This is a genomic window from Nostoc sp. (genome assembly GCF_036916575.1).
Taxonomy (GTDB): domain Bacteria; phylum Cyanobacteriota; class Cyanobacteriia; order Cyanobacteriales; family Nostocaceae; genus Nostoc.
In genome coordinates this window covers 1-22,852 of record NZ_JBALGC010000072.1, presented here as the reverse complement: position 1 = coordinate 22,852, position 22,852 = coordinate 1, and the positions used below count along the sequence as shown (strand labels likewise).

The window sequence follows — 22,852 nt, the reverse complement described above, 5'->3', positions numbered from 1 at the left end:
CTGTCGAGTAAAAAGGCTCAACTGCCAAGTAAAAAGGCTCAACTGCCGAGCAAAAAGGTTCAACTGTCGAGTAAAAAGGTTCAACTGCCGAGTAAAAAGGTTCAACTTTTTTAACGTAGACGCAGAGCGGCTTGCCGCAGGCTACTGCGAAGGACGCAAAGGAAGAGAAGGAAGAAATGTTTAACTCAATTGTATTGAGTTTCAAATAAAACTTTATGTTTAAGATATTTAAGGGCTTTTACAAAACTAAGAATACTCGCACAGTCCCGTTGCTGGAAATCTTGACAATGGCGGCAGAGACTTTGTGGAGTAACAAATTACGCACAGGTCTAACTATGTTGGGCGTGATTATTGGGATTTCCTCAGTCATCGCTATTACTTCTGTCGGTCAGGGAGTGCAAAAGGGGGTTGAGCAACAGATACAAGCATTGGGTACAGATGTGATCCAAATTTTGGCGGGTGCGGCAAGAAGCGGGAATGTCCGTCAAGGAGTAGGTTCTAGTAGCACCTTGACATGGGAAGATGCAAAGGCGATCGCTACACAAGCGCCATCAGCACAGATGGTTTCTGCTTATCTCCAACGCACCGCCCAAGTTGTATATGCAGGACAGAACACCTCAACAACCATTTATGGCACAGATTTAAATTACCCAGAAGTTAGAAATACCCACCCCCAGCAAGGGAGATATTTTACCCAAGAAGAACTAGATACTGCCGCACAGCTTGCCATTCTTGGCCCCACAGTCCAAACCACACTCTTTGGAAAGGGTGTAAATCCGATTGGTGAGCGAATTCGGATTCAGGGAGAGGCTTATGAAGTAATTGGGGTGATGGAGCCTAAAGGCGCTCAAGGCCCGATGGATCGAGATGACCAGATTTTCATCCCTCTAACTACTATGTCGAAGAGACTGGTTGGTAACAATGCCCTGGTAGGCGTTTCTGTAAATGGAATTTTAGTTAAAGGCGCGAATCAGGAGCAGTTAGAAGCCGCTCAGTTTCAAGTTACCAATCTCTTACGGTTGCGTCACAACATTTATCCACCGCAAGCTGATGATTTTCGGCTGACTAATCAAGCTGATATTGTTAGTACCTTCACTAGTATTGTGGGTTTATTTACAGTCATGGTGGTAGCGATCGCTGGAATTTCCTTGGTGGTTGGCGGAATTGGTATTGCCAACATTATGCTAGTTTCCGTGGTTGAGCGGACGCGAGAAATCGGGATTCGCAAAGCCGTAGGAGCCACCAATTCGGCAATCCTGAATCAATTTTTAGCCGAAGCGATCGTGATTTCCATTGTCGGCGGAGGTATTGGCATGGTGACTGGCGTTTTATTAGCCTTTGTAGCTGCAAACATTTTCAAATTTCCGTTTGTAATTTCTTTATTGTCGATTATTGCTGGCTTTGTACTCTCGTTAACGGTTGGCTTACTCGCTGGGGTAATTCCAGCACAGAACGCATCAAAATTAGATCCAATCACCGCTTTACGTAGTGACTAAATAATTCAAAAAAATAAAATTTAAAAATTAAAAGCTTCTCTTAAAACAGGTGAATATATGCAACTTGAACTATAGCGGTTCCTGCTTGAGTGAAATACAGTATGGGATGATGGAGTATATTAACGTCAAAATACCTATGGAATGAAACCTTACTCCTGTGATCTGCGCCAAAAAGTGATCAACGCACATAACAATAAAGAAGGCTCTCAACGACAATTGGCAATAAGATTTAGTGTCAGCTTGAGTAATGTTGCAAAGTTTACTCAGACGATATCGAAGCAGTGGGACAGTTGAGCCAAAGCCTCACGGTGGAGGTCAAATACCAAAGCTCAATAATGAGCAACAAGCAAGCTGAGGTCGCCATACAAGAACCTGAAATGGCAAACCACCTTAAGATTGGGTACATATTCTTGTTAGTCAATTAAGAACATTCTCGACTCATAACGAGTTTCCCATTCGGTAGTCGATACACGCCTTGGGGTTCTACAATTGGGTCACCTTTGTGCCAAGGACGATTTGGGTTGGTCGTTGAGGGTGTGCTGTCACTAGGTAAAGTTTTCATGTCCACTGTAGGAAAGCTGGACATCTGGGCATCTCCGGGGCGCTGAGGTAAGCCACCAGTACCTGTTACCATGAAGCTTCCCCTGGTTGGTTGATTGCGACGGACAATGCAGCTATTGGCTAGAAGGCTGTCGGTGTTAATTTGATTTTCCGGTAACTCGGTGAGGCTGTTTTGGATAAAGGTGGTATCGGGTAGGGTGATGACTCCATTGATAGCACCAGTGGCATTCACATCTACTCGGTTATTGCCATTGAGGGTACGAGGGTCTGTGTTACGAGGTGCAGGACGGTAGTTTTCGCCGAAGAATGCCGGAGTCTCGAAGGTGATATTTCCACCTGTGCCTTTAGGAGCATAAGCGAGGATATCGCTGTCGTCGAAAGCAACGATGGAGTCAGCCGTCAATTTAATGTCGCCGCCGCCCCCTGCACCTTGGGCAACGAAGGTTGTGATATCACTGTCACCAAATAGGCGAATCTGATCAGCAGTTATGCTGATATCTCCCCCAGAAGACTGATTGGAGGACGTTGCGATCATGCCATTTCTGGCTGTTAGGTTTGCGGTGTTAATTGTTACCTTACCAGCAGGAGCAGCACCATTTGACTGGGCAAGCAAACTCGCCTGATTCAAGTCTAGAGATTGTCTGGCGTTTACTGTGATCTTGCCGCCTATCCCGGACGAATCAGGAGAGGAGGTGGAAGCGGATACCTGTGCTTGATCCTGAATTGTTAGCCTTTGCGTGTCAATTGTCAGGTTTTCCGCTGCCCCAGCGCCGCTTGTCTCGACTGAGATTTTACCATTGCCGCTAATTGTGACCGCTTGGGGTGCTGTTACCAATAGGTTTCCTCCTCGACCACTGCCAGAGGTAGAAGCGGAGATTTTCGCCCCATCTTGGAGATTTAATGTCAAAGTTTGCCCGTTGTTAGAAGGTTGCAAACTCAATGAACCAGCGTCAGCAACTCCCTGTGTTTCTGCCAATAAGCCACTGCCTGTACCTAAGAGGTTTACTTGGTTGGCGTTAACACTGATACTGCCACTTGGTTCTGAAGTCGTGGCAGTTGCGATAGCGGTAGCAGAAACTGTGGCTCCATTGTTGATATTTAAAGTGTCAGTGGTAAGGGTTACGTCTCCAGCTTTGCCAGCCCCAGTTGTCTCAACTGAGATTTTACCATTGCCGCTAATTGTGACCGCTTGGGGTGCTGTTACCAATAGGTTTCCTCCTCGACCACTGCCAGAGGTAGAAGCGGAGATTTTCGCCCCATCTTGGAGATTTAATGTCAAAGTTTGCCCGTTGTTAGAAGGTTGCAAACTCAATGAACCAGCGTCAGCAACTCCCTGTGTTTCTGCCAATAAGCCACTGCCTGTACCTAAGAGGTTTACTTGGTTGGCGTTAACACTGATACTGCCACTTGGTTCTGAAGTCGTGGCAGTTGCGATAGCGGTAGCAGAAACTGTGGCTCCATTGTTGATATTTAAAGTGTCAGTGGTAAGGGTTACGTCTCCAGCTTTGCCAGCCCCAGTTGTCTCGACTGAGAGATGACCATTGCCGTTAATCGTAACCGCCTGTGGTGCCTTTACAGATAAGTTTCCCCCTTGACCGTTACCTGAGGTGGATGCTGATATCTGCGCTCCTTTTTGGAAGAAAACCCTTAAACTTTGTCCATCACCACGCGGTTGAATAGTTAAGTCCCCTGCTTTCCCTGCACTGGTTGTTTGAGCTAACAAACCACTCTCTGAGTCGGATAGTTGTATTTGTGTTGCATTCACTGTTATACTACCAGCATCCCCAGTGCCGGAAGTTGAGGTAAGAATCTGTCCACCTTTATCAACACTCAAGGTGTTAGCGCTGACTGTAATATCGCCCCCTGTTGAGTTAGTTACAGTTGTGGCGTCTAAAACAGCTCCATCAGTTACCTGTAGGTTATTAGCTGTAACGCTAATGTTACCGCCCCGTCCAATTTTACTACTACTCGATGTTCCTGGTAATAGTTCATTAGTACCACCACTGGCAGAGCGTAAAGCGCTTCCCTGATTAGAAATACTGACTGTATCAGCATCCACCACTATATTTCCTGCAACTCCTTCTCCCAAAGTCTGGGTTTGTACAATTCCAGAATTGGTTAACTCTAAACTGGAAGTGTTCAGTTCAACTTTACCGCTGTTGCCAATTGCATTAGGAGCCACCCCGCTCAATATTGAGCCACTGTCGATTTTTATCGAGTCACGAGCTTTGATTGAAATATCACCTGCATTGCTATGTCCAAAGGTAGTTGTAGCGATCGCTGCGCCATTATTAACAAGAAGTCTTCCGGTTTCTATTTTCAAGTTACCAGCGCTGCCAGTAGAACCAACGGTTGTTTGGGAAAACACACCGGAAGGAAATACAGTTCCATCAGCAGTCGATGGGTTAAAGAAGGATGCAGTTCCATTTGGAATATAACCGCCAAGGTATGTACCAGGTTGAATTCCAGCAGTGTTATTAGAATCATTTTCGGCAAAAATGCCATTGGGAATTCTGGTTGTTGTTCCACTTAGCTCTATAGAATTGGCAACTAAAGTGATATTTCCGCCTGCTCCTGTGCTGTGCGTGGAAGCAGATAGTTGTGCGCCTGAGGTTAGAGAAATCGAAGGAGCACTGATTTGAATATCTCCCGCTTTGCCAGAACCAAATGTATCGCTCGATATTACACCATTATTTAAATTAAAAGGAACATTGCTGCTAATAGTGATTTTTCCTGAACCCGTTTTTCCAGAGGAGTTCATTGAAGTTAGATTGATGCTACTATCTATGGCGCTCAGTGTTATCGCTCCCCCATCACCTGCTGTACCTGAGTAAGAGTAGGAGTAGGAGTTTATGTCTTCTGTATTGATATAATCACCAGCGCTCAGTGTTATTGCTCCCCCATTACCCCTATTATCTACTGAACCTGAGTCGTAGTAAGAAGACAGATTTCCTGTATTAATATAATCCCCAGCGCTCAGTGTTATCGCTCCCCCATTACCTCCTTTATCTGAGAAGGCGAAAGAGCCGGAAAACAAATCTTCTGTATTGATGTAACCACCAGCACTCAGTTTTATCGCTCCTCCATTACCTCCTGTATCTGAGAAGGTGGTAGAGCCGGAAGACAAATTTTTTGTATTAATATAATCATCGGCACTCAATATTATCGCTCCTCCATTACCTCCTGTATTTGATTCGGCTCTGGAGTAGGAAAACAGATTTTTTGTATTAATATAATCACCAGCGCTCAGTGTTATCGCTCCCCCATCACCTCCTTTATCTAATTGGGTGTAGGAGTAGGAAAACAGATTTCCTGTATTGATATTTGCATCAGCACTGAGTGTTATCGCTCCCCCATTACCTGCTGTCTTGTACATGGATACGGAGTAGGATATCAAGTTTTGTGTATTAATATTTTCAGAGGTGCTGAGTTTTATTGCTCCCCCATTACCTGCTGTACTACCTGAGGAGATGGAGAATGAGTACAGGCTTTGTGTACTAATTTTTCCAGCGGCACTGAGTGTTATCGCTCCCCCATTACCTGCTGTATCTGTGAAGGAGGAGGAGAAGTAAGACAACAAATTGCCAGTAGAGATGCTACCATTAGCTGCGTTTAAGGTAATTGCGCCCCCATAGATAGGGGGGTAGAAGAAAGGCTCCGTATCAGTAGAGAAGCTATTATCAATATCGTTTAAGGCAATTATACCTCCATACATCTTAACGATATCAGACACTAAAGTTTTTTGTCCATTAGTACTAATTAACTGGGTTGTTATATCCCCCTTGCGCGCCTCAAGGTTAACAGATCCTCCAACTCCATTAAACGATTGTAGAACAACATCTTTACTTAGGGTAATCCCCTGTGGAATATCTAAACTACTAGATGCTAGTGCATTCTTTAAAGTATTATCTCCGTAAACCAGGGTGTTTTGTCCTGAGCGAAGTGTTAATGCTGAACTGTTGCTCAAGGAAAGAGTATCAAGCCCATTCGATAACCCTGTACCTGGTTGTGTAATATTTATCTCGCCCCCAAAGCGAATATTACCCTTACTTTCAACTAACAACGATGCCCCCGTATAGTTAGCTGCAACATCCACATCGCCATTGCTACTAATAATTGGCTCGTATTTGCTGACAAAGTTTGCTAATCCCCCTGATACACTTCTAAGCGAAAAATTCCCACCACTGGCAAAACGAGCATCACCAGAAATAATTCCATCACTGATTAAGCTGAAATTGCCCCCACTGACAAATGGTATCTGCGTTGGGTGATTCAGCGCTAAAATATCAATTCCTTGATTTCCGCCAATTGTGAGATTACCACCTGCTTGAGCCAAAAATGGAGTTGTTATGCTATCGCGCACTTTCACCCTATCCTGCGCCTGTAACTTTAAATCTCCCCTAGCTTGTAACTGTCCCTGCAAGTCCAGATTGCCAGCCGATAGAGTAAGATGTTTCCCAGTTGATAAATTCCCTTGATTAATGATCGCAGTCGGTTGATTGGCAACCTGACTAAAAAACAGCGCTCCCGGACTGACAGACAGTAAACTACTCGTTTGGGATTCTACGGCACTGAAATAGCCACTATCACCCAACTGTAAGCGATCGGCTGTCGTCGCAACAAATGACCCTTGGATATCCAAACTGGCATTCGGGCCAAATACAATCCCGTTCGGATTGAGCAAAAACAAATTCGCCCCACCCAAAACCCCCAACCTACCCAAAATGTTAGAGGCATTATTGCCTGTGACGCGAGTTAAGATATTCTCAATTCCAGTGGGATTAGCGAAATAAACACCCCTGCCTTCCCCCACATTAAAGTCTCGAAAACTGTGGAAGAGGTTAGCACCGCGAGTTGCGCCACCATCAATGCGATCGCTAGGAATTCCCCGTATACTGACATTGGGTGTAACAACAGAACCTTCAGCCCCCAGCGTCTTGTCAGGCACGATTTGAGCCAAAACGCGATCGCTTACTTCTATTGAGAGTATCGCCAATAAAGCGACACAACCCCCAATCTTCCACTCCCAAGCCCAACCGAACCAGCTTTTAACATTCATAAGGTGGTTTTCTTAACATTTTTGCAAACCTCTACGCGCTGATCTCTCAATCACCTCTGTAGATATATTGTCCGTATTTACTTACCTTTCATAGCTGGGTTTTTTCACGCCGACTTAGTTCCCTTTGAAGCCGCACTGCACTGACTAACTGCTTGCTTAATTTATACAATAAATCTTGAACTAAAATTAGGCATTCATATATTGTGCTAAGGCGTGTCATCAATTAAGCCAAATGACAGAAGCAGCCAGATAAATTCGCCAAGGGATGTCTGCTCGATAACGATATAACACTGCTTCAACAAACAATCGATTATCTTTAGCTGTGGCTCCCACATAGCCCTCTCTCCCAGGTAGCAGGTCTTTGATTCTCTCCCACTGATCATCTCGTAGTGCGTATCGGCGCGTCATCTGTTTCAATAGTGTTTATTCTTTTCCAGCAGTTCTGATTCCAGTTTACCTAAATTGATGACACGCCCTAGTCCCCAGTCCCTTGCTATAACCGGAAAACTGAATTTTAATTATTTGCAGATTATACAATAAATGTAGTTCTTTGAAAATTAACAACAACTAACAATTTATTAAGCCAAAATCAATATGACAACGATGATTTGGATGGAATCCATTACCAAAACTTACTACTTAGGAGAAGTTAGTGTTCCAATCCTCAAGGGAATTCAACTCTCCATTGAGGAAGGGGAATACGTCTCCATTATGGGTGCGTCAGGTTCGGGTAAATCCACGCTGATGAATATTTTGGGATGTCTGGATCGTCCCACAACTGGAGACTATATTTTTGAAGGCAGAAACCTGACGACTTTTGATGATGATGAATTAGCTTATATTCGCAACCAAAGAATAGGTTTTGTCTTCCAACAATTTAACCTATTAGCGCGGGCGACAGCGCTGGAAAACGTTATGTTACCAATGGTTTACGCTAACTTACCTAAGTCAAAACGCCGTGAAAGGGCATTAGAAGCCTTAGAAAAGGTAGGATTAGGGGGACGCATAGCTAACCGTCCCAGTCAACTCTCTGGCGGACAACAACAACGGGTAGCTATTGCTCGTGCTTTGGTCAACCGACCTGCATTAGTTTTGGCAGATGAGCCAACAGGAGCTTTAGATACTGAAACTTCTCATGAGGTGATGAGTTTGCTGACAGAACTTAATAACCAAGGAATCACTATTGTGATTGTTACTCATGAACCAGATATTGCTGCTCAAACTCAAAGGATTATTCGAGTTCAGGATGGTTTGATTGTAGGGTAATTTGTTAATATCAACTTTTTGAGGGGGAATTTAAAATTTAAATCATTGTCAGGTCAATCAGAATGAAAACTTTTGATTGTATCCTTAAAAAAACCCAATTAATGACTACATCGATAATTATGAATTTCAGCTTATTTTTTGTGCATTTTATCTGGGTTCCCGTAGCGTTGGCGGTAGCCTTGCCGTCAAGCATCGCTATTCTTTTTCCAAATGCAGCAAGTGCAGCAACTCCCCCAAAACCGCAAAATTCCTCAAGCTCTGTACAGGTTCCCGATTACCTCAACCCCAATCCCAATCCTCTCCAATTTCCTACCAAACCGGAGGAAGTAAGGATTCAGCAAACTGTGCCAATCAGTTTGTCACAGGCTTTGGAACTAGCAAAACGCAACAATCAAGACTTACAGGTAGCCATATTAGAGTTAGAACGCAGTCGCTCGGCGCTACGCGAGTCTCAAGCTGCCTTGTTTCCTACTCTTGGACTCAACAGTAGTGTGACTAATAATGGGAATGGTTTTGCTAGCAGTTCATCTCAAAGCAGCACCACTTTCAATGGTTCAGCACAACTGAATTATAACCTTTATACCTCCGGTAATCGAGAGGCAACTATCCGAGCCGCTGAGGAACAACTACGTGTAGATGAATTGAATGTTGAAACTCAGTCTCTTACAATTACGTTGAATGCCAGCACTCAATACTACAATTTGCAACAAGCTGATGAATTAGTAAGAATTAATCGGTCTGCTGTGGCAAATGCCCAGGCTAGTTTGCGGGATACTCAAGCCAGAGAACAGGCTGGAGTGGGTACGCGGTTTGATGTGCTGCAAGCTCAGGTGAATTTAGGAAATGCCCAACAAGACCTGACTAATTCTATCTCACAGCAGCAAATTGCCCGTCGTCAGCTTGCCACCGTGTTAAGTTTGTCGCAGTCAGTTAATATCAGTGCAGCAGATCCCGTACAACTAGCGGGTCTTTGGCAGCCAACACTGGAAGAAACTATTGTCCAAGCGTTTCAAAATCGTCCAGAATTGCCACAGTATTTGGCACAACGTAATATTTCCGAGCAACAGCGACGACAGGCGCTTTCACAGCTAGGGCCGCAAATTGGTTTGGTAGGCAACTACCAGTTGCTAGATCGGTTTAATGATGGCGTCAGCATTACTGATGGTTATTCAGTGGGACTCCAAGGAAATTTAAGTTTGTTTGATGGGGGAGTAGCAAAAGCGCGTGCGGCTCAATCGAAAGCTGATATTGGGATCGCAGAGTCTCAATTTGCTAGCCAGCGCGACCAAATTCGCTTTGATGTAGAACAGTACTATTCTCAATTGCAATCCAATTTAGATAATGTACAAACTTCTAGTGTGGCTTTAAATCAAGCCAGAGAAGCTGTGAATCTAGCAAGGCTGAGGTTCCAAGCTGGTGTGGGCACTCAAACAGAGGTGATTGATGCTGAAAATGACCTGACAAGAGCAGAAGGTAATCGAGTCACAGCTATTTTAGATTACAATCGCGCTCTAGCTAATTTGCAAAGATCAGTTACTTCCAGAGGTTCGCGCTAAGGTCAAATCATTAAAAAAAAGTTTGCTTAGTACAGCATTTCATTAATTGGTAGCGAATTAAAGAAAGGCAATACCCTGCAATGCCAATACATCGGGCTGCATTGTTAATCCATCGGCTTGCATTATTAATCCATCGGCTGCTTTGTTAATGCATCGGCTTGCATTGTTAAGAAAGATGTGACTAATGCATAGCGCGATTTAATTAAAGCCGCTCTTAGCGTTTCATCGCAAGTAGCTTCAGCAATGGTAAACTAACTCGCTGGCGCGATCGCCTAAAGATAACGATGATTTACAAAACCAAGATTCCGGAAACGCTCAACCGGGATTCCAGAGATCTAGCTCTTGAAGACAATCAAGCCTGTTCCCTGTTAAGAGTTCGCTGCTGTATATTCAAGCAATACTATTTGCATCTAATGAAAACGACTATGGCGTAGTAATTACAGCTACTGGGCAATGGGCTTTACTCAGAATTGCATCCACTCTGTGACCGAAGAAAACGCGACCTGTAACCATTCGGATACTACTCCCGAGAATAATTAGGTCAACTTCCTTGGTTTGGGCAAACTTGAGGATTTCCCTTTCTGGGCTGGTTCCTTGAAGAATATAGGTTTTGACATCAGCACCCAGATTGCGGCCAATTGCTGCTTGCTGTTCGAGCAGCTCATGGGCAATTTCCTTGACTGGAGCTAGCGATCGCTGTTCGTAAAGAATATACTCAACCTGTGGCAAATTAATCACGTTAACGATCATAACTAATGCCCCTGTTTGAGCAGCGATCGCACTTGCCATCTCTACAGCATTTTTGCTATATTCTGTCCCTACCGTTGGCACCAGAATCTTTGTCAGCTTTTGTTGAGCGATTTTGCATATCTCGCCTTTGGTTTGGGGTAGGTGCGACTTCACCACCATCGTTGCACAAGGCGCTTCTTGTACTACCTTATCTACAAGCAAATTGAACAATGCTTTCTGGGGGCGTATCTGTTCAGAGGCTCCCAGTACAATCAAGTCATAGTTTTTGTTCGCTTCATTCAGAATTACCTCCGCTTTACTACGCCCAGACTCCGTTTTTGCTTGCAGGGTGGTATCAGCAGGTAGCTGCATTTCCTCAGCAACAGAAGCCAAAGCTTGCTCGGCAGCAGTGTCTTTTACCTGGGTTGCGGCTTGACGTGCTTTTTTTTGGGGCTGCTTATCACTTAGCGCATATATAGATGTAACTTCTATCGAGTTTTGGTGAGCCATGTGACCAACTAGTTGCGCCGCCAGTTGGATGTTGGGGCCACCACTAGTGGGTATTAAAACACGTTGGATCTGCTTGATAAAGCTGCGGCTATTCTGCTCCTCTTGTTGCAAACGTCGAGCTTCCTCTTCACCCATAACCACCTTTGATAAAGTCCAGCGCAAAAGGGGTGGAGCCATTAGGGAAGTGACGATCGCCACCATGACAATAATCGAGTACATCTGTGGATTCAGCACCCCCAAAGATAAACCAATCGTAGCAACGACAATTTCCATCGCCCCGCGAGCATTCATCCCGGAACCCATCGCCAAAGCTTCCCAATGACTCAAGCCACCGACGCGAGAACCAAGGTAAGCACCTGTAAATTTGCCAACACAGGCGACAGCGAGAACAATTAAGCCAAATATCAACGTCTGGGGGACTAACAGAGCTAGTAAATTAACTTTCAAGCCAGCCGAAGCAAAGAAAATTGGCGCTAGAAAGCTTGCTGTGAACACTTCTAGCATATGTCCAGCTTCATTACTAAAGCGGCGGGATTGACCTGCCAAAATCCCCAACACGAAAGCACCTAATGCTGCTTCTAGACCTAATGCATGGGTAAGTGCTGCTGCTGAGAGCGAAAGAATCAGCACAACCGACATACTAGCAGCAATTCCACCAACATAGTCATCAACCCAGCGCAAAATCTGGTCTATGACGGTACGCCCAATTGTAAAGGCGATCGCTAGAAACAATATAGCCGCACTCACGGAATGGAAAATTGTCCCAAGGTCAAATTTGCCGCTACTAGCTAAACCTGAAACCACAGAAAGTAAAATCCAGCCGATGGTGTCGTCAGTCATGCCGGCAGCTAAGGTGACTTGACCAATGTCACGGCGAATCAGGTTTAAGTCCATCAACACTTTAGCAATCACTGGGACTGCCGAAATACTCATCGCTGTGGCGATAAACAGACTGAATACCAGTCGCTTTTCTGGGTTGGTTAAAAAATTATCTGGCAATAGCCAGCCCAATCCAAATCCAGTGATAAACGGGACAATAATTCCGCCCAGTGAAATCAGCAGAGCCGTTTTACCCTTACGAAGAATCAGTTTTAGATCCGTTTCCAACCCAGTCACAATCAGCAAAAATAACACGCCTAACCAAGAAATCACCGAAAGTAAATTAGACTGTTCTTGGCTTTTGGGGAAGATGTCCGCCTGTAAGTCTGGAAGGATTAAACCAAATAGAGAAGGGCCCAGCACCACACCCGCCAGTAATTCCCCAACAACAGGCGGGAGGTTAATCCGGCGCATCAACTCACCTAATCCCCGCGCTACTAGAAGCAATAGTGATAGTTGCACCAGCACCAGCAGCAGCTCATGATGACCGAGAGGTTTTATTAAACCGTCACCTGCTGCTTTCTGTGCAGCGAGTACAGGCACTAACATTAGGGACAGGTTTTGCATATAAGCGTCCAAAGGTGGGATTACGAATTTTTAAAGGGGCTGCTTCAAGTAAATCTAAAAATGTTTACTTCTACATCGGTCTAGGGATTAAACTGTCAGACAATTTTGGATTTTAGATTTTGGATTTTGGATTGACCCCACGGATAAATCCGCAAGTCTCAATACAGTTCAGTTAAGCATTTCTTTCTTCTCTCGGTGTTCTCTGTGCCTGGAGTGGTAGCCTGTCTTGAAAAGTTCAGATCGGCGGGAACCGCCGCTCCGACTTTTCGCTGCGGCAAGCCGCTTCTCTACGAGACGCTACGCGAATGCGTCTACGATAAAAAAATTGACTTTGACAAAAGATTTTAGCCTTAACCCAAGCGTATTGCACTTGCTCTGTACCATCAAAGAATCATTGGTCAGTTCAGGAACAAAGCTTTGCTCATCAACTTATTTTCGAGCGCGAACAAAGAACTTTGTCGTGTCTTGCCAAAGACCTTGATCAGTTGCTAGTTTCTCAATTTCTGCTTTGTACTCAACTTCCAACTGATTTAATTGTTCTTGTGATAATTTTGACAACAAAGGATTACCTTTAAAATTTATATTAATTGCTGTCCTAGATAATCTGCTATCCCTAACAGGGCGATAACGTCCTGATGGCTCAATCTTAATTTCGATATCTCTAAAACCTGCCTGATTGAGCAAATTTCGACATTTTTCTGGAGTCCCCAGTGGTTCAAGGATATGTGGTAGCGATACGCCCAAAACTTTAGCGCAGATCCTTTGTTGAAGAGATGCCATATAAGCAGTTTCCGGAGGACAGGTAAAAGCCACATACCCTCCTGTTTTCAAGTAGCCATACCACTTTTGCAAAGTAGCAAGGATATCAGGAAAAAGTACAATTGCCTCACAGCAAAAGACTACATCAAAACTACTATCACTAAAGTTGAAATATTCTGCATCTGCCTCAATCAACTCGATGTTTTGTAATTTTGCTGCTGCAATCTTCAGTCTTGCTTGATGCAACATTCCAGGGGTGATGTCAATCCCAATCACATAGCCATTTGAACCAACTTTTTCAACTGCGGGAATTGCAACTAAACCTGTTCCAGTTCCCACATCAAGGATTTTATGTCCTGAATTTAGCGGCACAAATTCAAGTAGAAGCTTGGCTTCTAGAGGATGGCGAGTACCTTGCTCATAGTCATAAGTCGTTCTACTACCATAAAATTCTCTTAGTTGCTGCTTATAGCTATCCAGATCAGTCATAAACAAATGTCAACTTTTCTCCACTTTATAGTAACTCTTGTTGTGATACTAAGTTGCTGGCTGCTGAACCCAACCCTGACAGCACAAGCTGCTTCTTCATCCACCACAGTTTACGAACAGCATATTATCCATAATCCAGATGGTATCGGCAAATATTACATGGGGCGAGAAATTGCCAAAGTTATGGGATACACAGGTGCTGGCTGGCTAGAACGTCCAAAGCGAGAGGGAGAGGAACAGCCAAGTAAGGTAGTCAATGTCCTCAATCTGAAACCTAATGATCTGGTGGCGGATATTGGTGCTGGTACAGGTTACTTAAGCTTTCGCATCGCACCGCTATTAACAGCAGGTAAGGTGTTGGCTGTAGATGTTCAGCCCCAAATGTTGGAAATCATTGAGTTGTTCAAAAAAGAGAAAAATATCACCAATGTTGAGCCTGTTTTGGCAACCCTTACTGACCCAAACCTACCACCTGAAAGTGTCGATTTGGCGCTGATGGTGGATGCTTACCATGAATTGGAGTATCCGCAAGAAATGATGCAAGGAATTGTCAAAGGACTTAAACCTGGTGGTAGGGTGGTTTTGGTTGAGTACCGGGGCGAAAATCCCTTTATTCTGATTAAAGGTCTGCACAAAATGACTCAAAAGCAAGTCCGTAAAGAAATGCAAGCTGTTGGTTTGGTTTGGCGGGAAACCAAAAACTTGTTACCTCTACAGCATTTAATGGTATTTGAGAAACCTGATTCTAGCGATTTATTGACAAGATGAGGCTAGGCAGTGGATCACAAGAAAAATATGCACCAAGCCATAATAAAATAAAACTCCTTGCCAGAGCAGAAAATTATGTTCAACCTATCACTCAAGCAGCGAATTCCTTCTTTAGAAAATGGCGATCGCCTCACTCGCTACGAATTTGAACGACGCTATCAAGCGATGCCCCGTCATCAAAAGGCAGAATTAATTGAAGGAGTTGTATACTTGGCATCCCCATTACGCTTTGAAAGTCATGCTGAACCACATGGCCATACAATCACTTGGTTGGGAGTTTATGAAGCATCAACCCCTGGTGTGAGATTGGGAATTGAGCCAACAGTACGCTTAGATCGAGATAATGAACCGCAACCAGATGGAGTGCTATTAATCACACCAGTAGCTAAAGGACAATCTCGTTTGAGCGATGATGATTACATAGAAGGTGCGCCAGAACTGGTAATAGAGATAGCAGCTAGCAGTGTTGCTATTGATTTACATGACAAGAAAAAAGTTTATGGTCGTAATGGAGTAAAAGAATATATTGTTTGGCAAATATTTGAAAACAAATTAGATTGGTTTCGCCTGCAACAAGGAGAATATATGTCTTTAGAAGTAGATGCAGATGGAATTATCAAAAGTCATGTATTTCCTGGTTTGTGGTTGTCAATGTCAGATTTACTTGCTGGCAATATGCAGCAAGTATTGACTGTGTTGCAGTTGGGATTAAATTCGTCAGAGCATCAAATATTTGTGCAGCAATTGTCTGACGAAGAAAAATAGTTAGTCAGAATAGTTAAACAATCAGGGAAATATTTGATGATTATTTTGGCATCAGTCTAGTTTTTGGGGAATAAGACTGGCGTTTTTGGTTGCACTATCCCAAACAATCCAGCTAAGAGAATCATCTAAATCATCGGGACTATTTGAAACTTTGAAATATAGTTTTTTTTCGCCCTTTCTTTCAATAGCAAAGTCGGCATTTTGAGCATAAACGACTATAAAACCTTTGTCTCGCAAACAATACATCGCCCAAGCTTTCAATGATTGCTTGTATGGTTCGTGTGGAATTGGCGGTTTTGTGATTGTGTCTTCAATTAGTTTAAATATTTGCGTGAGTTTAGCGGTCATAGTAAATTAAGTAGTGTTTTTTAAGAGCCAGAACAAAGGTCATTCACAGCTATACATAAGAAAAGATTGAGGTTTTTAAACTCACAGAGGTGGTTTCTACTTGTGTGGATGCAGTTTCCAAGCGTCGATTTAATTGTACATCTCTAATATCTGTTCTATCCATTCGAGCATTTTCAAATATTATCCCCAAATTTTTTTCAGATTTAGTACAAAATCAAGTAAAACACTTTCTCCAGAAATAGTTTGAAGTGATTTTAAAACTTCCACATCTTGTCCAGGACGATAAATTTCTACTTCCTGTTTTTTTCGATTTATTAGCCAACCTAAACGACACCCAGTTGACATATACTCATGCATTTTTACTTGAACTTTTTTCAAAGTGTCAGATGGTGAGATTATTTCAATCACAAAATCAGGACATAAAGGAATAAATTTTTCTCTTTGTTCTTTTGTCAAACTATCCCACCGAGATTTTTCCACCCACGAAACATCAGGAGAACGGTCAGCACCATTTGGTAAAGTAAATCCAGTGGAAGAATCAAAAACTTCACCTAGTTGCTTTTGTTCATTCCATGATGCTAATTGCAGAATTAAATTAACGTTACTTTTTCCAGTTTCTCCTCCCGTCGGTGGCATTATGACTAGTTCTCCTTGGGCATTGCGTTCTAGTTGTAAATCGGGGTTTTCTTCGCACAACTGATAAAACTGCTCTCTTGTCAGTTTCAGAATTGAATTCAAGTTTAATGTCAGTGCTGTCATAGAAGTATTTCCCTTTTTTACTGACAAATAATTATTTAACGGACATCTGGATCGCAACGAATTTCAATCATAAAGCCATCTGGATCGTAAAAATACACTCCTCTACCAGTAGGACGAGTGACTGGGCCATGAGCGATCGCTATTTTATTTTCTCTGATCACTGTCACCGCACGATCAAATAACTGCTGATCTATATCAAAGGCTAGATGGTACGCTCTGGTAAAAGTCTTTTCGGGGTCTGGATTTGGTGGTGATAACTCTGGTTCCCCAAATAAATCCAGTATCGTTCCATCTGGGGTAATGAAGTTGGCTACTTTCCCAGATGCGACAAGTTCCACTAGAGTTGCGGGTACTTCGTCGCCTGTCAGTTCGTGCAAACCCAGGATTGTGCCATAAAAGTGGCGGGAAGCTTGCATATCTTTGACGTTGAGGGCAATGTGATGCACTTTACGCAGATTTCCTGGCGCAAGGACACTGTTCACAGATTGGGTGCTAGATAGCATAATAAAACAAAATTTCCCTACAGAGATAGAAGCTCGACTTCTTTCTTAAAGTTTATTATTTATAATAAACACTTCGCATGGCTTTTGATTATTCTTTAGACTTTAAAAATCTCGATTTTCGCCAACATCCTGAACTCTATCGTGTTGGCAAGGGTGAGCAGGGTGTACTTTTGGTTGAACCATACAAATCAGAAATTCTTCCCTACTGGCGGTTTAAGACTCCTAATATTGCTAGAGAATCGAGTGAGAAAATTTACGAGCTTTTTCTTGATTATTTAGAGAAAGATGATTTTGTCGGCGCAGATATGGCACGGAAGTTTATCCAAATGGGCTATACTCGCTCCCGCCGTTATGCTAATCATAAGAGTGGCAGGAAATATAAACAAAATTCGGAAACCTCAGGTTCTAAAAAAGAGATTCTTCCCTATGAAGTAGACTCAGTTAAAGCGGAATCAGCAGCAATATTCAAAGCTAAGTGGGTAGAAGCAAAGACAAACGAGAAATATCAAGAGCTTTTAGCCAAGCATAAACAGATGTATGAATTAGACTAGCACTCTGTCAACTTTCAATTGAGTGACTTTCGGAGAGTGCGTTACGCGAATGAACCTCTGAGCTTTGCGAACGAACCTCTGAGCTTTGCGAATGAACCTTTGAGCTTTGCGAGTGAACCTTTGAGCTTTGCGAATGAACCTCTGAGCTTCGTCGATAAACCCTTGAGCTTTGCGAGTGAACCTTTGAGCTTCTTCGATGAACCTTTGAGCTTCTTCGATGAACCTTTGAGCTTCGTGAATGAATCTCTGAGCTTCGTCGATGAACCTTTGAGCTTCGTGAATGAATCTCTGAGCTTCGTCGATGAACCTTTGAGCTTCGTGAATGAATCTTGAGGCTAATTAATTTAAGATTAACGCGATCGCATTTCCTCACTCAGCAATCCAGCAATAATCATAGTTGTCTAAGCGATCGCATCTCCCCCTCACTAAGCCAACAAAAATCATACTGTGCAACAATAGCTGTAGCTTAGTCGGAGTAAAAATTATGGACTGGCGACAGTACATTCATTCAGACCCCAAAATTCTGCTGGGTAAGCCGACTGTAAAAGGAACTCGTTTATCCGTAGAGTTCTTATTAGGTTTGTTTGCTGCGGGGTGGACAGAACAACAAGTGCTAGAAAACTATCCTACTCTTACCTCAGAAGCACTAAGGGCGGTATTTGCTTTTACAGCAGAGTGTATGCGTGAAGAATCTTTGTACACCCTCCCGCTTCTGTCACAGGCGGGATAATGCGGTTTCTAGCAAATGAAAATTTTCCTCTGATGAGCGTTAGATATTTGCGCTCTGCTGGTTACGATGTGGCCTATGGAAGCGAAGACGCACCAGGTGCAGAAGATTCTGAAGTTCTGACACGCGCAGTTAGTGAGGGACGAATCATTCTGACATTTGACCGAGATTATGGTGAGTTAATTTACCGTTTGCGGATGCCATCGCCAGTTGGTGTTGTTTATTTCCGCTATTTTACTGTGACACCAGAGGAGCCAGCTGAAGACTTGCTACGACTGCTAAGTATTGAAGGTATATCTTTAGAAGGCAGTTTTACAGTTGTAGAGCGTACACAGTTACGTCAGCGTCCACTGCCCTAATTTACCTTATTTCTCAAACAGTCTCCCCTTTCCTATCCCCGCATTTCCCCTTATTCCTCCACCTCAAATTGACTACAGTCAAACAACCACCCATCGCCGACTATCTCCTCTAGGCGTTGATTGAGTCGGGGGAGGAAATATTCTGGCTCGTTGAGCCTTTGTTTGACAAACCAGATTGCCTTAGCTTTCCGTGTCTTTACTCCTTGTATCATCCAGTTAATTAGTTTATCAAGCTGATCTAAATGAGGATGATTTGGTTCTAGGCTATTGTACAAAAATATGGCAGTTGCTAGTAACAAAGGTTGTAGTTTGTCGCCTGTAGGCAAAGCTCCATAAAAATGGCTGATGAGGTTGATAGTATTTGCTAAAGGGCCTTTAATTTTCAGAGAAAGCCAGATTGCTTGAGCGAAGTAAACCGAACAGTTACTTTCTGCCTTTAAGCCTAAATTACCTAAAACATTAACCAAACTCTCATAGCTGCCAGTCTGTACAAGTACCTCGGCTGCTTGCAAATACAGTTCTAACTGCCTAGCTTGATCGCTGATTTCACCTGCCAATTTAATCATTATTGGCAGTGTAATAGCTTTGCGTTTAATATTGTCATCAATTTCCAACCATTTTTTCCATAATTGCAGTGCTTGCGCTAAATCCCCATTTTTGTAAATATAATATGCCATATTCCAGAGGGTAGCAGCTCGACCTTGGAGATTCCCAACACCCTCATCAATTTCCAAGGATTGTTGCCATAATTGCAGTGATTGCTCTATATCTCCTTGTTCTGCAATAAACGAAGCCATGTTAGCTAACGTTGCAGCTTCACCATCAATATCACCAATGTGTTTTGTAATTTCCAAAGATTGTTGCCATAATTGCAGTGCTTGCTTTATATCTCCTTGTTCTGCAATAAATGAAGCCATATCGTTAAGAGTGCCAGCTTTACCTCGGACATCGTCAAGACTTTCTTTAATTTCCAAAGATTGCTGATATAGCTTTAACGCTCGCTCACTGTTTCCCTGTTGAGCAATTATCCATGCCATATTGGTAAAGATAGCGGATTTAATTTTGGTATTGCCAATATAGTCCGCAATTTCCAAGGATTGCTCGTAGAATTGAAGCGCTTGCTCGATTTCTCCTTCGTTTGATATTACCTTTGCCATATTATTTAAGATGAGGGCCTTTTCTTCTAAATCATCTTTAGGGCAAAGGTCTAAAGCTTGCTGATAATGGGCAAGAGCATCTTTTGGCAACCCCAAAATACCTTCCGCGTAGGCAATGCTGCTTAAGATTGTATAGTCCTGAAAAACTGCGAGAATTTGCTGGCATAGCTCAAAAGTTTCCAAGTACCGGAATTGTTTCAACCAAGTTGTTGCTAAACTATTTCCAGCGCTGATGGCAATCTCCCGTTCTCTTACCAGCAGTCCCAAACGTACCATCTCCAAGACTTCATATTCTATGCAGCCAGGCTTTTGGAACCAAATTTGATAAAGTTTCCTCACCCCTTGCTGTCGCGTTACTTGCCATTCTTCCTCACTCAAAACTGTTTCTAACAACGGTTCTAAAATTGTCGTCACCCGGTAATTAGCTGGCTGGTTGAGGTGAGTAGTGGCAGACTCAACTAGACTGAGGCTGGTTAGCTTTTGCAGAAAAGAGGCAGAGGGGGAAATGGCATTGATGATTTCAACAGTAACGGGCAAGTGAAATACACTCAACTGTGCAAGAAACTTTTGTTCTTCCAATTCCAAAGCATCCAGCAGAGTTTGTGCCAAAATATTTTCGCGGAATTTCTGCTCAGTCGCCTCCAAAGTATTCAGTAATTCATCCGCCGCTAGTCCTGGCTGCTGAATCACCTCTAACAGCCACTTCAGCAAGCGGGGATTACCATCGGCAATATCAATAATCCGCTGAGTTCTTAACTGTTGCCTAACTTCTTGATCCAAGGGAAAGCAGATTTTATCAATATCACTGCTGTTCATCCCTGCTAAAGATTCCAAATGCAGACGATGAGGTGGAAAAGTGTCTGCTTTCAAATAGCGACAGGTGACAATCAGCCGACTTTCTGCCCCGGTTTCTGCCAATGCCGCACAAATCGCCCCTAAAATCTCGTAAGCCTCTGCCGTCATCCGCAATGAACCATCTTCAACGTTAGCTATGGGGATGTTTTGCTCAAAATCATCCAGTACCAGCAGCAAAGGTTGCTTGTGTTCGTTTTCAATTGCTTCAAAAAAGTTTTGCAACCGTCCTTTAAGAGACACCTTTGGTTCGTTCAAAAGTGCAGGCACATCTGCAAACCGCTCAAACTTATTAGAAAGCTTATTCAGCAAACCTATTTCATCCAGAGAACCAATCAACACGACTCGCGCAAAGTTAGAACGCTGCGTTTGCACCCGTGTACATAACCGCGCCGCCAAGCTACTTTTACCAAGTCCTCCCATCCCGGCAATAAACACACCAATTTGATCGCTAGTTTCCCGCAATGCCTTGAGACACCGTTGCAAAGCTCGTCTGCGTCCAACAAATTCAAGCCGACTGGCAACTTTAACTTGATTATTCTCATCGAGAAATTCTTGCTCTGGCGCTGTAAACGTCAGCCTTTCAGTGCGATTCGTTCAGTCGAAACCGAGTAATCGGGGGATGGCTGGCTTCTACAGGGTAATCCAACAGGATTGAGTTCGCATTTTAATCCCTTGTAGATGACAACTTCATAATCTTGCAGGTGAGCGCTAGTATCCTAGAAAACGTCAAGCCCTGTCCTCCAGACGTAGGAGTGAAAACATATCCCCCACTGTAGAGACTAGCCCTCAATCGGTGAAGCGGGGATAAAAGCGGAAAGAGCTACCAGCCTAAAGGTGGTGTCCCGTGAGTAAGTTCTCATGGATAACAAATGCTAAGTCACTGTCTGAATCATCGTTACTGCGAACCAGCGAAATAGGCTTTATGCGCTGGAAGTCCCAAAAGGGCATAGGAAAAGCAAGGGTGGTATGAGGATTTTTATCGACATACCTACGTTACCCGAAAACCCGGTGAAGAGGTGACATCCTAACAGAACAAAACAAAGGTTACGAGGAACGAAGTAACTCACTTGATTACTCTCAAAGAGGTCGAATACTTTGAGTAGTCAGCTAAGACAAAAACTCTGGATTAAAACCAGGTAGCAGGTGAGAGAGATTGGGTCAGAAAGCTAATGCCTTGCTGTAATGGTAAGGATATGCCCACGGACACACGGTAAGACGGAAAGTATAGCTATCAGTAGCAACGAATAAGTCATGAACACGGTGTTAAAACCGATGTATGAATGGAAAGATATCGAATGGCGAAAGCTAGATCGTAACGTTTTCAAGTTGCAAAAGCGGATATACCAAGCGTCTAGTCGTGGTGATGTCAAGTTAGTGCGTAAACTTCAAAAGTTGCTGATAAGTTCACGGTCAGCAAGAGCAATATCGGTTCGTCGTGTAACTCAGGATAATCAAGGTAAGAAAACGGCTGGCGTGGACGGAATTAAATCACTGACCCCAAAGCAACGTTTGACCTTGATAAATGAAATTAAACTGGGTTCAAAGGTGAAACCTACACGCCGAGTTTGGATACCCAAACCAGGAACAGAGGAAAAAAGACCTTTGGGAATACCGACAATGTTCGACCGAGCCTTGCAAGCACTTGTCAAGCTGGCATTAGAGCCAGAATGGGAAGCGCGATTTGAACCTAACTCATACGGGTTCAGACCTGGGCGCTCATGTCACGATGCGATTGGAGCAATATTTTGTGCGATTAGGCTTAAATCCAAATATGTATTGGATGCCGACATCAGCAAATGCTTCGACCGCATTAATCACGATGTACTTCTTAAGAAATTAAATACCTATCCAACCTTACGAAGACAAATTCGAGCTTGGCTAAAAGCTGGTTTTATGGATGGGAAAAGTCTGTTCCCAACCGATGAAGGTACACCACAAGGCGGGGTCATTTCACCTCTTCTTGCGAATGTTGCCTTACACGGACTAGAGGAATTGATTATGGGATTAGCCCCAAAATTCGACATGAAGCGACCCGATAATACTCAAATGAGTGTCCGAGATAAGCTGAAATCGATTTCATTAATCAGATACGCAGATGATATGGTCAGTGCGACACGATGTCGCATGTTCTGAGTGAGGAGGTGACTTCTCTAAGTTAGTGTCCAAACTTATCCTCAATCTCTGAGGGC

The 22,852-nt window shown here is 43.4% G+C and carries 17 protein-coding genes and 1 pseudogene; 10 read left to right on the top strand and 8 right to left on the bottom strand.

The window, feature by feature from the left end:
* Positions 1–215: 215 nt before the first annotated feature.
* Positions 216–1,496 (top strand): ABC transporter permease, encoded by a 1,281-nt coding sequence (locus V7L29_RS14990; protein ID WP_442944195.1) that lies wholly within the window; start codon positions 216–218, stop codon positions 1,494–1,496.
* A gap of 421 nt (positions 1,497–1,917) precedes the next feature.
* Here V7L29_RS14990 and V7L29_RS14985 read toward each other — a convergent pair whose 3' ends face one another.
* A complete protein-coding gene (locus V7L29_RS14985; RefSeq protein ID WP_334735988.1) occupies positions 1,918–7,116 on the bottom strand; it encodes a beta strand repeat-containing protein in 5,199 nt (1,732 codons plus the stop codon).
* Between the two features lie 255 nt (positions 7,117–7,371).
* Positions 7,372–7,524: pseudogene (locus V7L29_RS14980) on the bottom strand (transposase); the annotation flags it as partial.
* A gap of 186 nt (positions 7,525–7,710) precedes the next feature.
* Here V7L29_RS14980 and V7L29_RS14975 point away from each other — a divergent pair.
* Both V7L29_RS14975 and V7L29_RS14970 read left to right on the top strand, forming a co-directional pair.
* A complete protein-coding gene (locus V7L29_RS14975) occupies positions 7,711–8,382 on the top strand; it encodes an ABC transporter ATP-binding protein (protein ID WP_334690960.1) in 672 nt (223 codons plus the stop codon).
* A 101-nt stretch (positions 8,383–8,483) separates the two neighbouring features.
* Positions 8,484–9,938 (top strand): TolC family protein, encoded by a 1,455-nt coding sequence (locus V7L29_RS14970; protein WP_334735987.1) that lies wholly within the window; start codon positions 8,484–8,486, stop codon positions 9,936–9,938.
* A gap of 423 nt (positions 9,939–10,361) precedes the next feature.
* Here V7L29_RS14970 and V7L29_RS14965 read toward each other — a convergent pair whose 3' ends face one another.
* Both V7L29_RS14965 and V7L29_RS14960 read right to left on the bottom strand, forming a co-directional pair.
* Positions 10,362–12,623, bottom strand: a complete 2,262-nt coding sequence (locus V7L29_RS14965) for a cation:proton antiporter domain-containing protein (protein WP_334735986.1) — start codon at positions 12,621–12,623, stop codon at positions 10,362–10,364.
* A gap of 429 nt (positions 12,624–13,052) precedes the next feature.
* Positions 13,053–13,871, bottom strand: a complete 819-nt coding sequence (locus V7L29_RS14960; RefSeq protein WP_334735985.1) for a class I SAM-dependent methyltransferase — start codon at positions 13,869–13,871, stop codon at positions 13,053–13,055.
* 6 nt (positions 13,872–13,877) lie between these two features.
* Here V7L29_RS14960 and V7L29_RS14955 point away from each other — a divergent pair, with 6 nt between their 5' ends.
* The gene (locus V7L29_RS14955) at positions 13,878–14,639 is read left to right on the top strand and encodes a class I SAM-dependent methyltransferase (protein WP_334735984.1); all 762 of its coding nucleotides are present in this window, start codon (positions 13,878–13,880) and stop codon (positions 14,637–14,639) included.
* Positions 14,640–14,714: 75 nt separating this feature from the next.
* Entirely contained in the window at positions 14,715–15,404 is a 690-nt protein-coding gene (locus tag V7L29_RS14950) for a Uma2 family endonuclease (RefSeq protein WP_334735983.1), read from the top strand.
* Positions 15,405–15,455: 51 nt separating this feature from the next.
* Here V7L29_RS14950 and V7L29_RS14945 read toward each other — a convergent pair whose 3' ends face one another.
* The 3 genes from V7L29_RS14945 to V7L29_RS14935 all read right to left on the bottom strand — a co-directional run bounded on the left by V7L29_RS14945 (position 15,456) and on the right by V7L29_RS14935 (position 17,014).
* The gene (locus V7L29_RS14945; protein ID WP_334690966.1) at positions 15,456–15,752 is read right to left on the bottom strand and encodes a hypothetical protein; all 297 of its coding nucleotides are present in this window, start codon (positions 15,750–15,752) and stop codon (positions 15,456–15,458) included.
* Between the two features lie 180 nt (positions 15,753–15,932).
* The gene (locus tag V7L29_RS14940; protein ID WP_334735982.1) at positions 15,933–16,511 is read right to left on the bottom strand and encodes a Uma2 family endonuclease; all 579 of its coding nucleotides are present in this window, start codon (positions 16,509–16,511) and stop codon (positions 15,933–15,935) included.
* A 35-nt stretch (positions 16,512–16,546) separates the two neighbouring features.
* Positions 16,547–17,014: a VOC family protein gene (locus tag V7L29_RS14935; RefSeq protein ID WP_334735981.1), complete on the bottom strand. Its 468-nt coding sequence runs from the start codon at positions 17,012–17,014 to the stop codon at positions 16,547–16,549.
* Between the two features lie 77 nt (positions 17,015–17,091).
* Between V7L29_RS14935 and V7L29_RS14930 the strand changes: the two genes are divergently transcribed.
* The 4 genes from V7L29_RS14930 to V7L29_RS14915 all read left to right on the top strand — a co-directional run bounded on the left by V7L29_RS14930 (position 17,092) and on the right by V7L29_RS14915 (position 18,651).
* Positions 17,092–17,565 (top strand): DUF4385 domain-containing protein, encoded by a 474-nt coding sequence (locus tag V7L29_RS14930; protein WP_334735980.1) that lies wholly within the window; start codon positions 17,092–17,094, stop codon positions 17,563–17,565.
* A 36-nt stretch (positions 17,566–17,601) separates the two neighbouring features.
* Positions 17,602–17,898 (top strand): hypothetical protein, encoded by a 297-nt coding sequence (locus V7L29_RS14925; RefSeq protein ID WP_334735979.1) that lies wholly within the window; start codon positions 17,602–17,604, stop codon positions 17,896–17,898.
* Positions 17,899–18,049: 151 nt separating this feature from the next.
* Positions 18,050–18,295, top strand: a complete 246-nt coding sequence (locus tag V7L29_RS14920) for a DUF433 domain-containing protein (protein WP_334735978.1) — start codon at positions 18,050–18,052, stop codon at positions 18,293–18,295.
* Positions 18,295–18,651, top strand: a complete 357-nt coding sequence (locus V7L29_RS14915; protein ID WP_334735977.1) for a DUF5615 family PIN-like protein — start codon at positions 18,295–18,297, stop codon at positions 18,649–18,651. Before V7L29_RS14920 ends, V7L29_RS14915 begins: the two co-directional genes overlap by 1 nt.
* 50 nt (positions 18,652–18,701) lie before the next feature.
* On the opposite strand, the gene V7L29_RS14910 is transcribed toward V7L29_RS14915, so the two are convergent.
* Positions 18,702–21,239, bottom strand: coding sequence for a tetratricopeptide repeat protein (locus tag V7L29_RS14910; RefSeq protein WP_334736023.1), 2,538 nt, complete (start codon positions 21,237–21,239; stop codon positions 18,702–18,704).
* Positions 21,240–21,914: 675 nt separating this feature from the next.
* Here V7L29_RS14910 and V7L29_RS14905 point away from each other — a divergent pair.
* Positions 21,915–22,796, top strand: coding sequence for a reverse transcriptase N-terminal domain-containing protein (locus V7L29_RS14905; protein WP_334735976.1), 882 nt, complete (start codon positions 21,915–21,917; stop codon positions 22,794–22,796).
* Positions 22,797–22,852 lie beyond the last annotated feature (56 nt).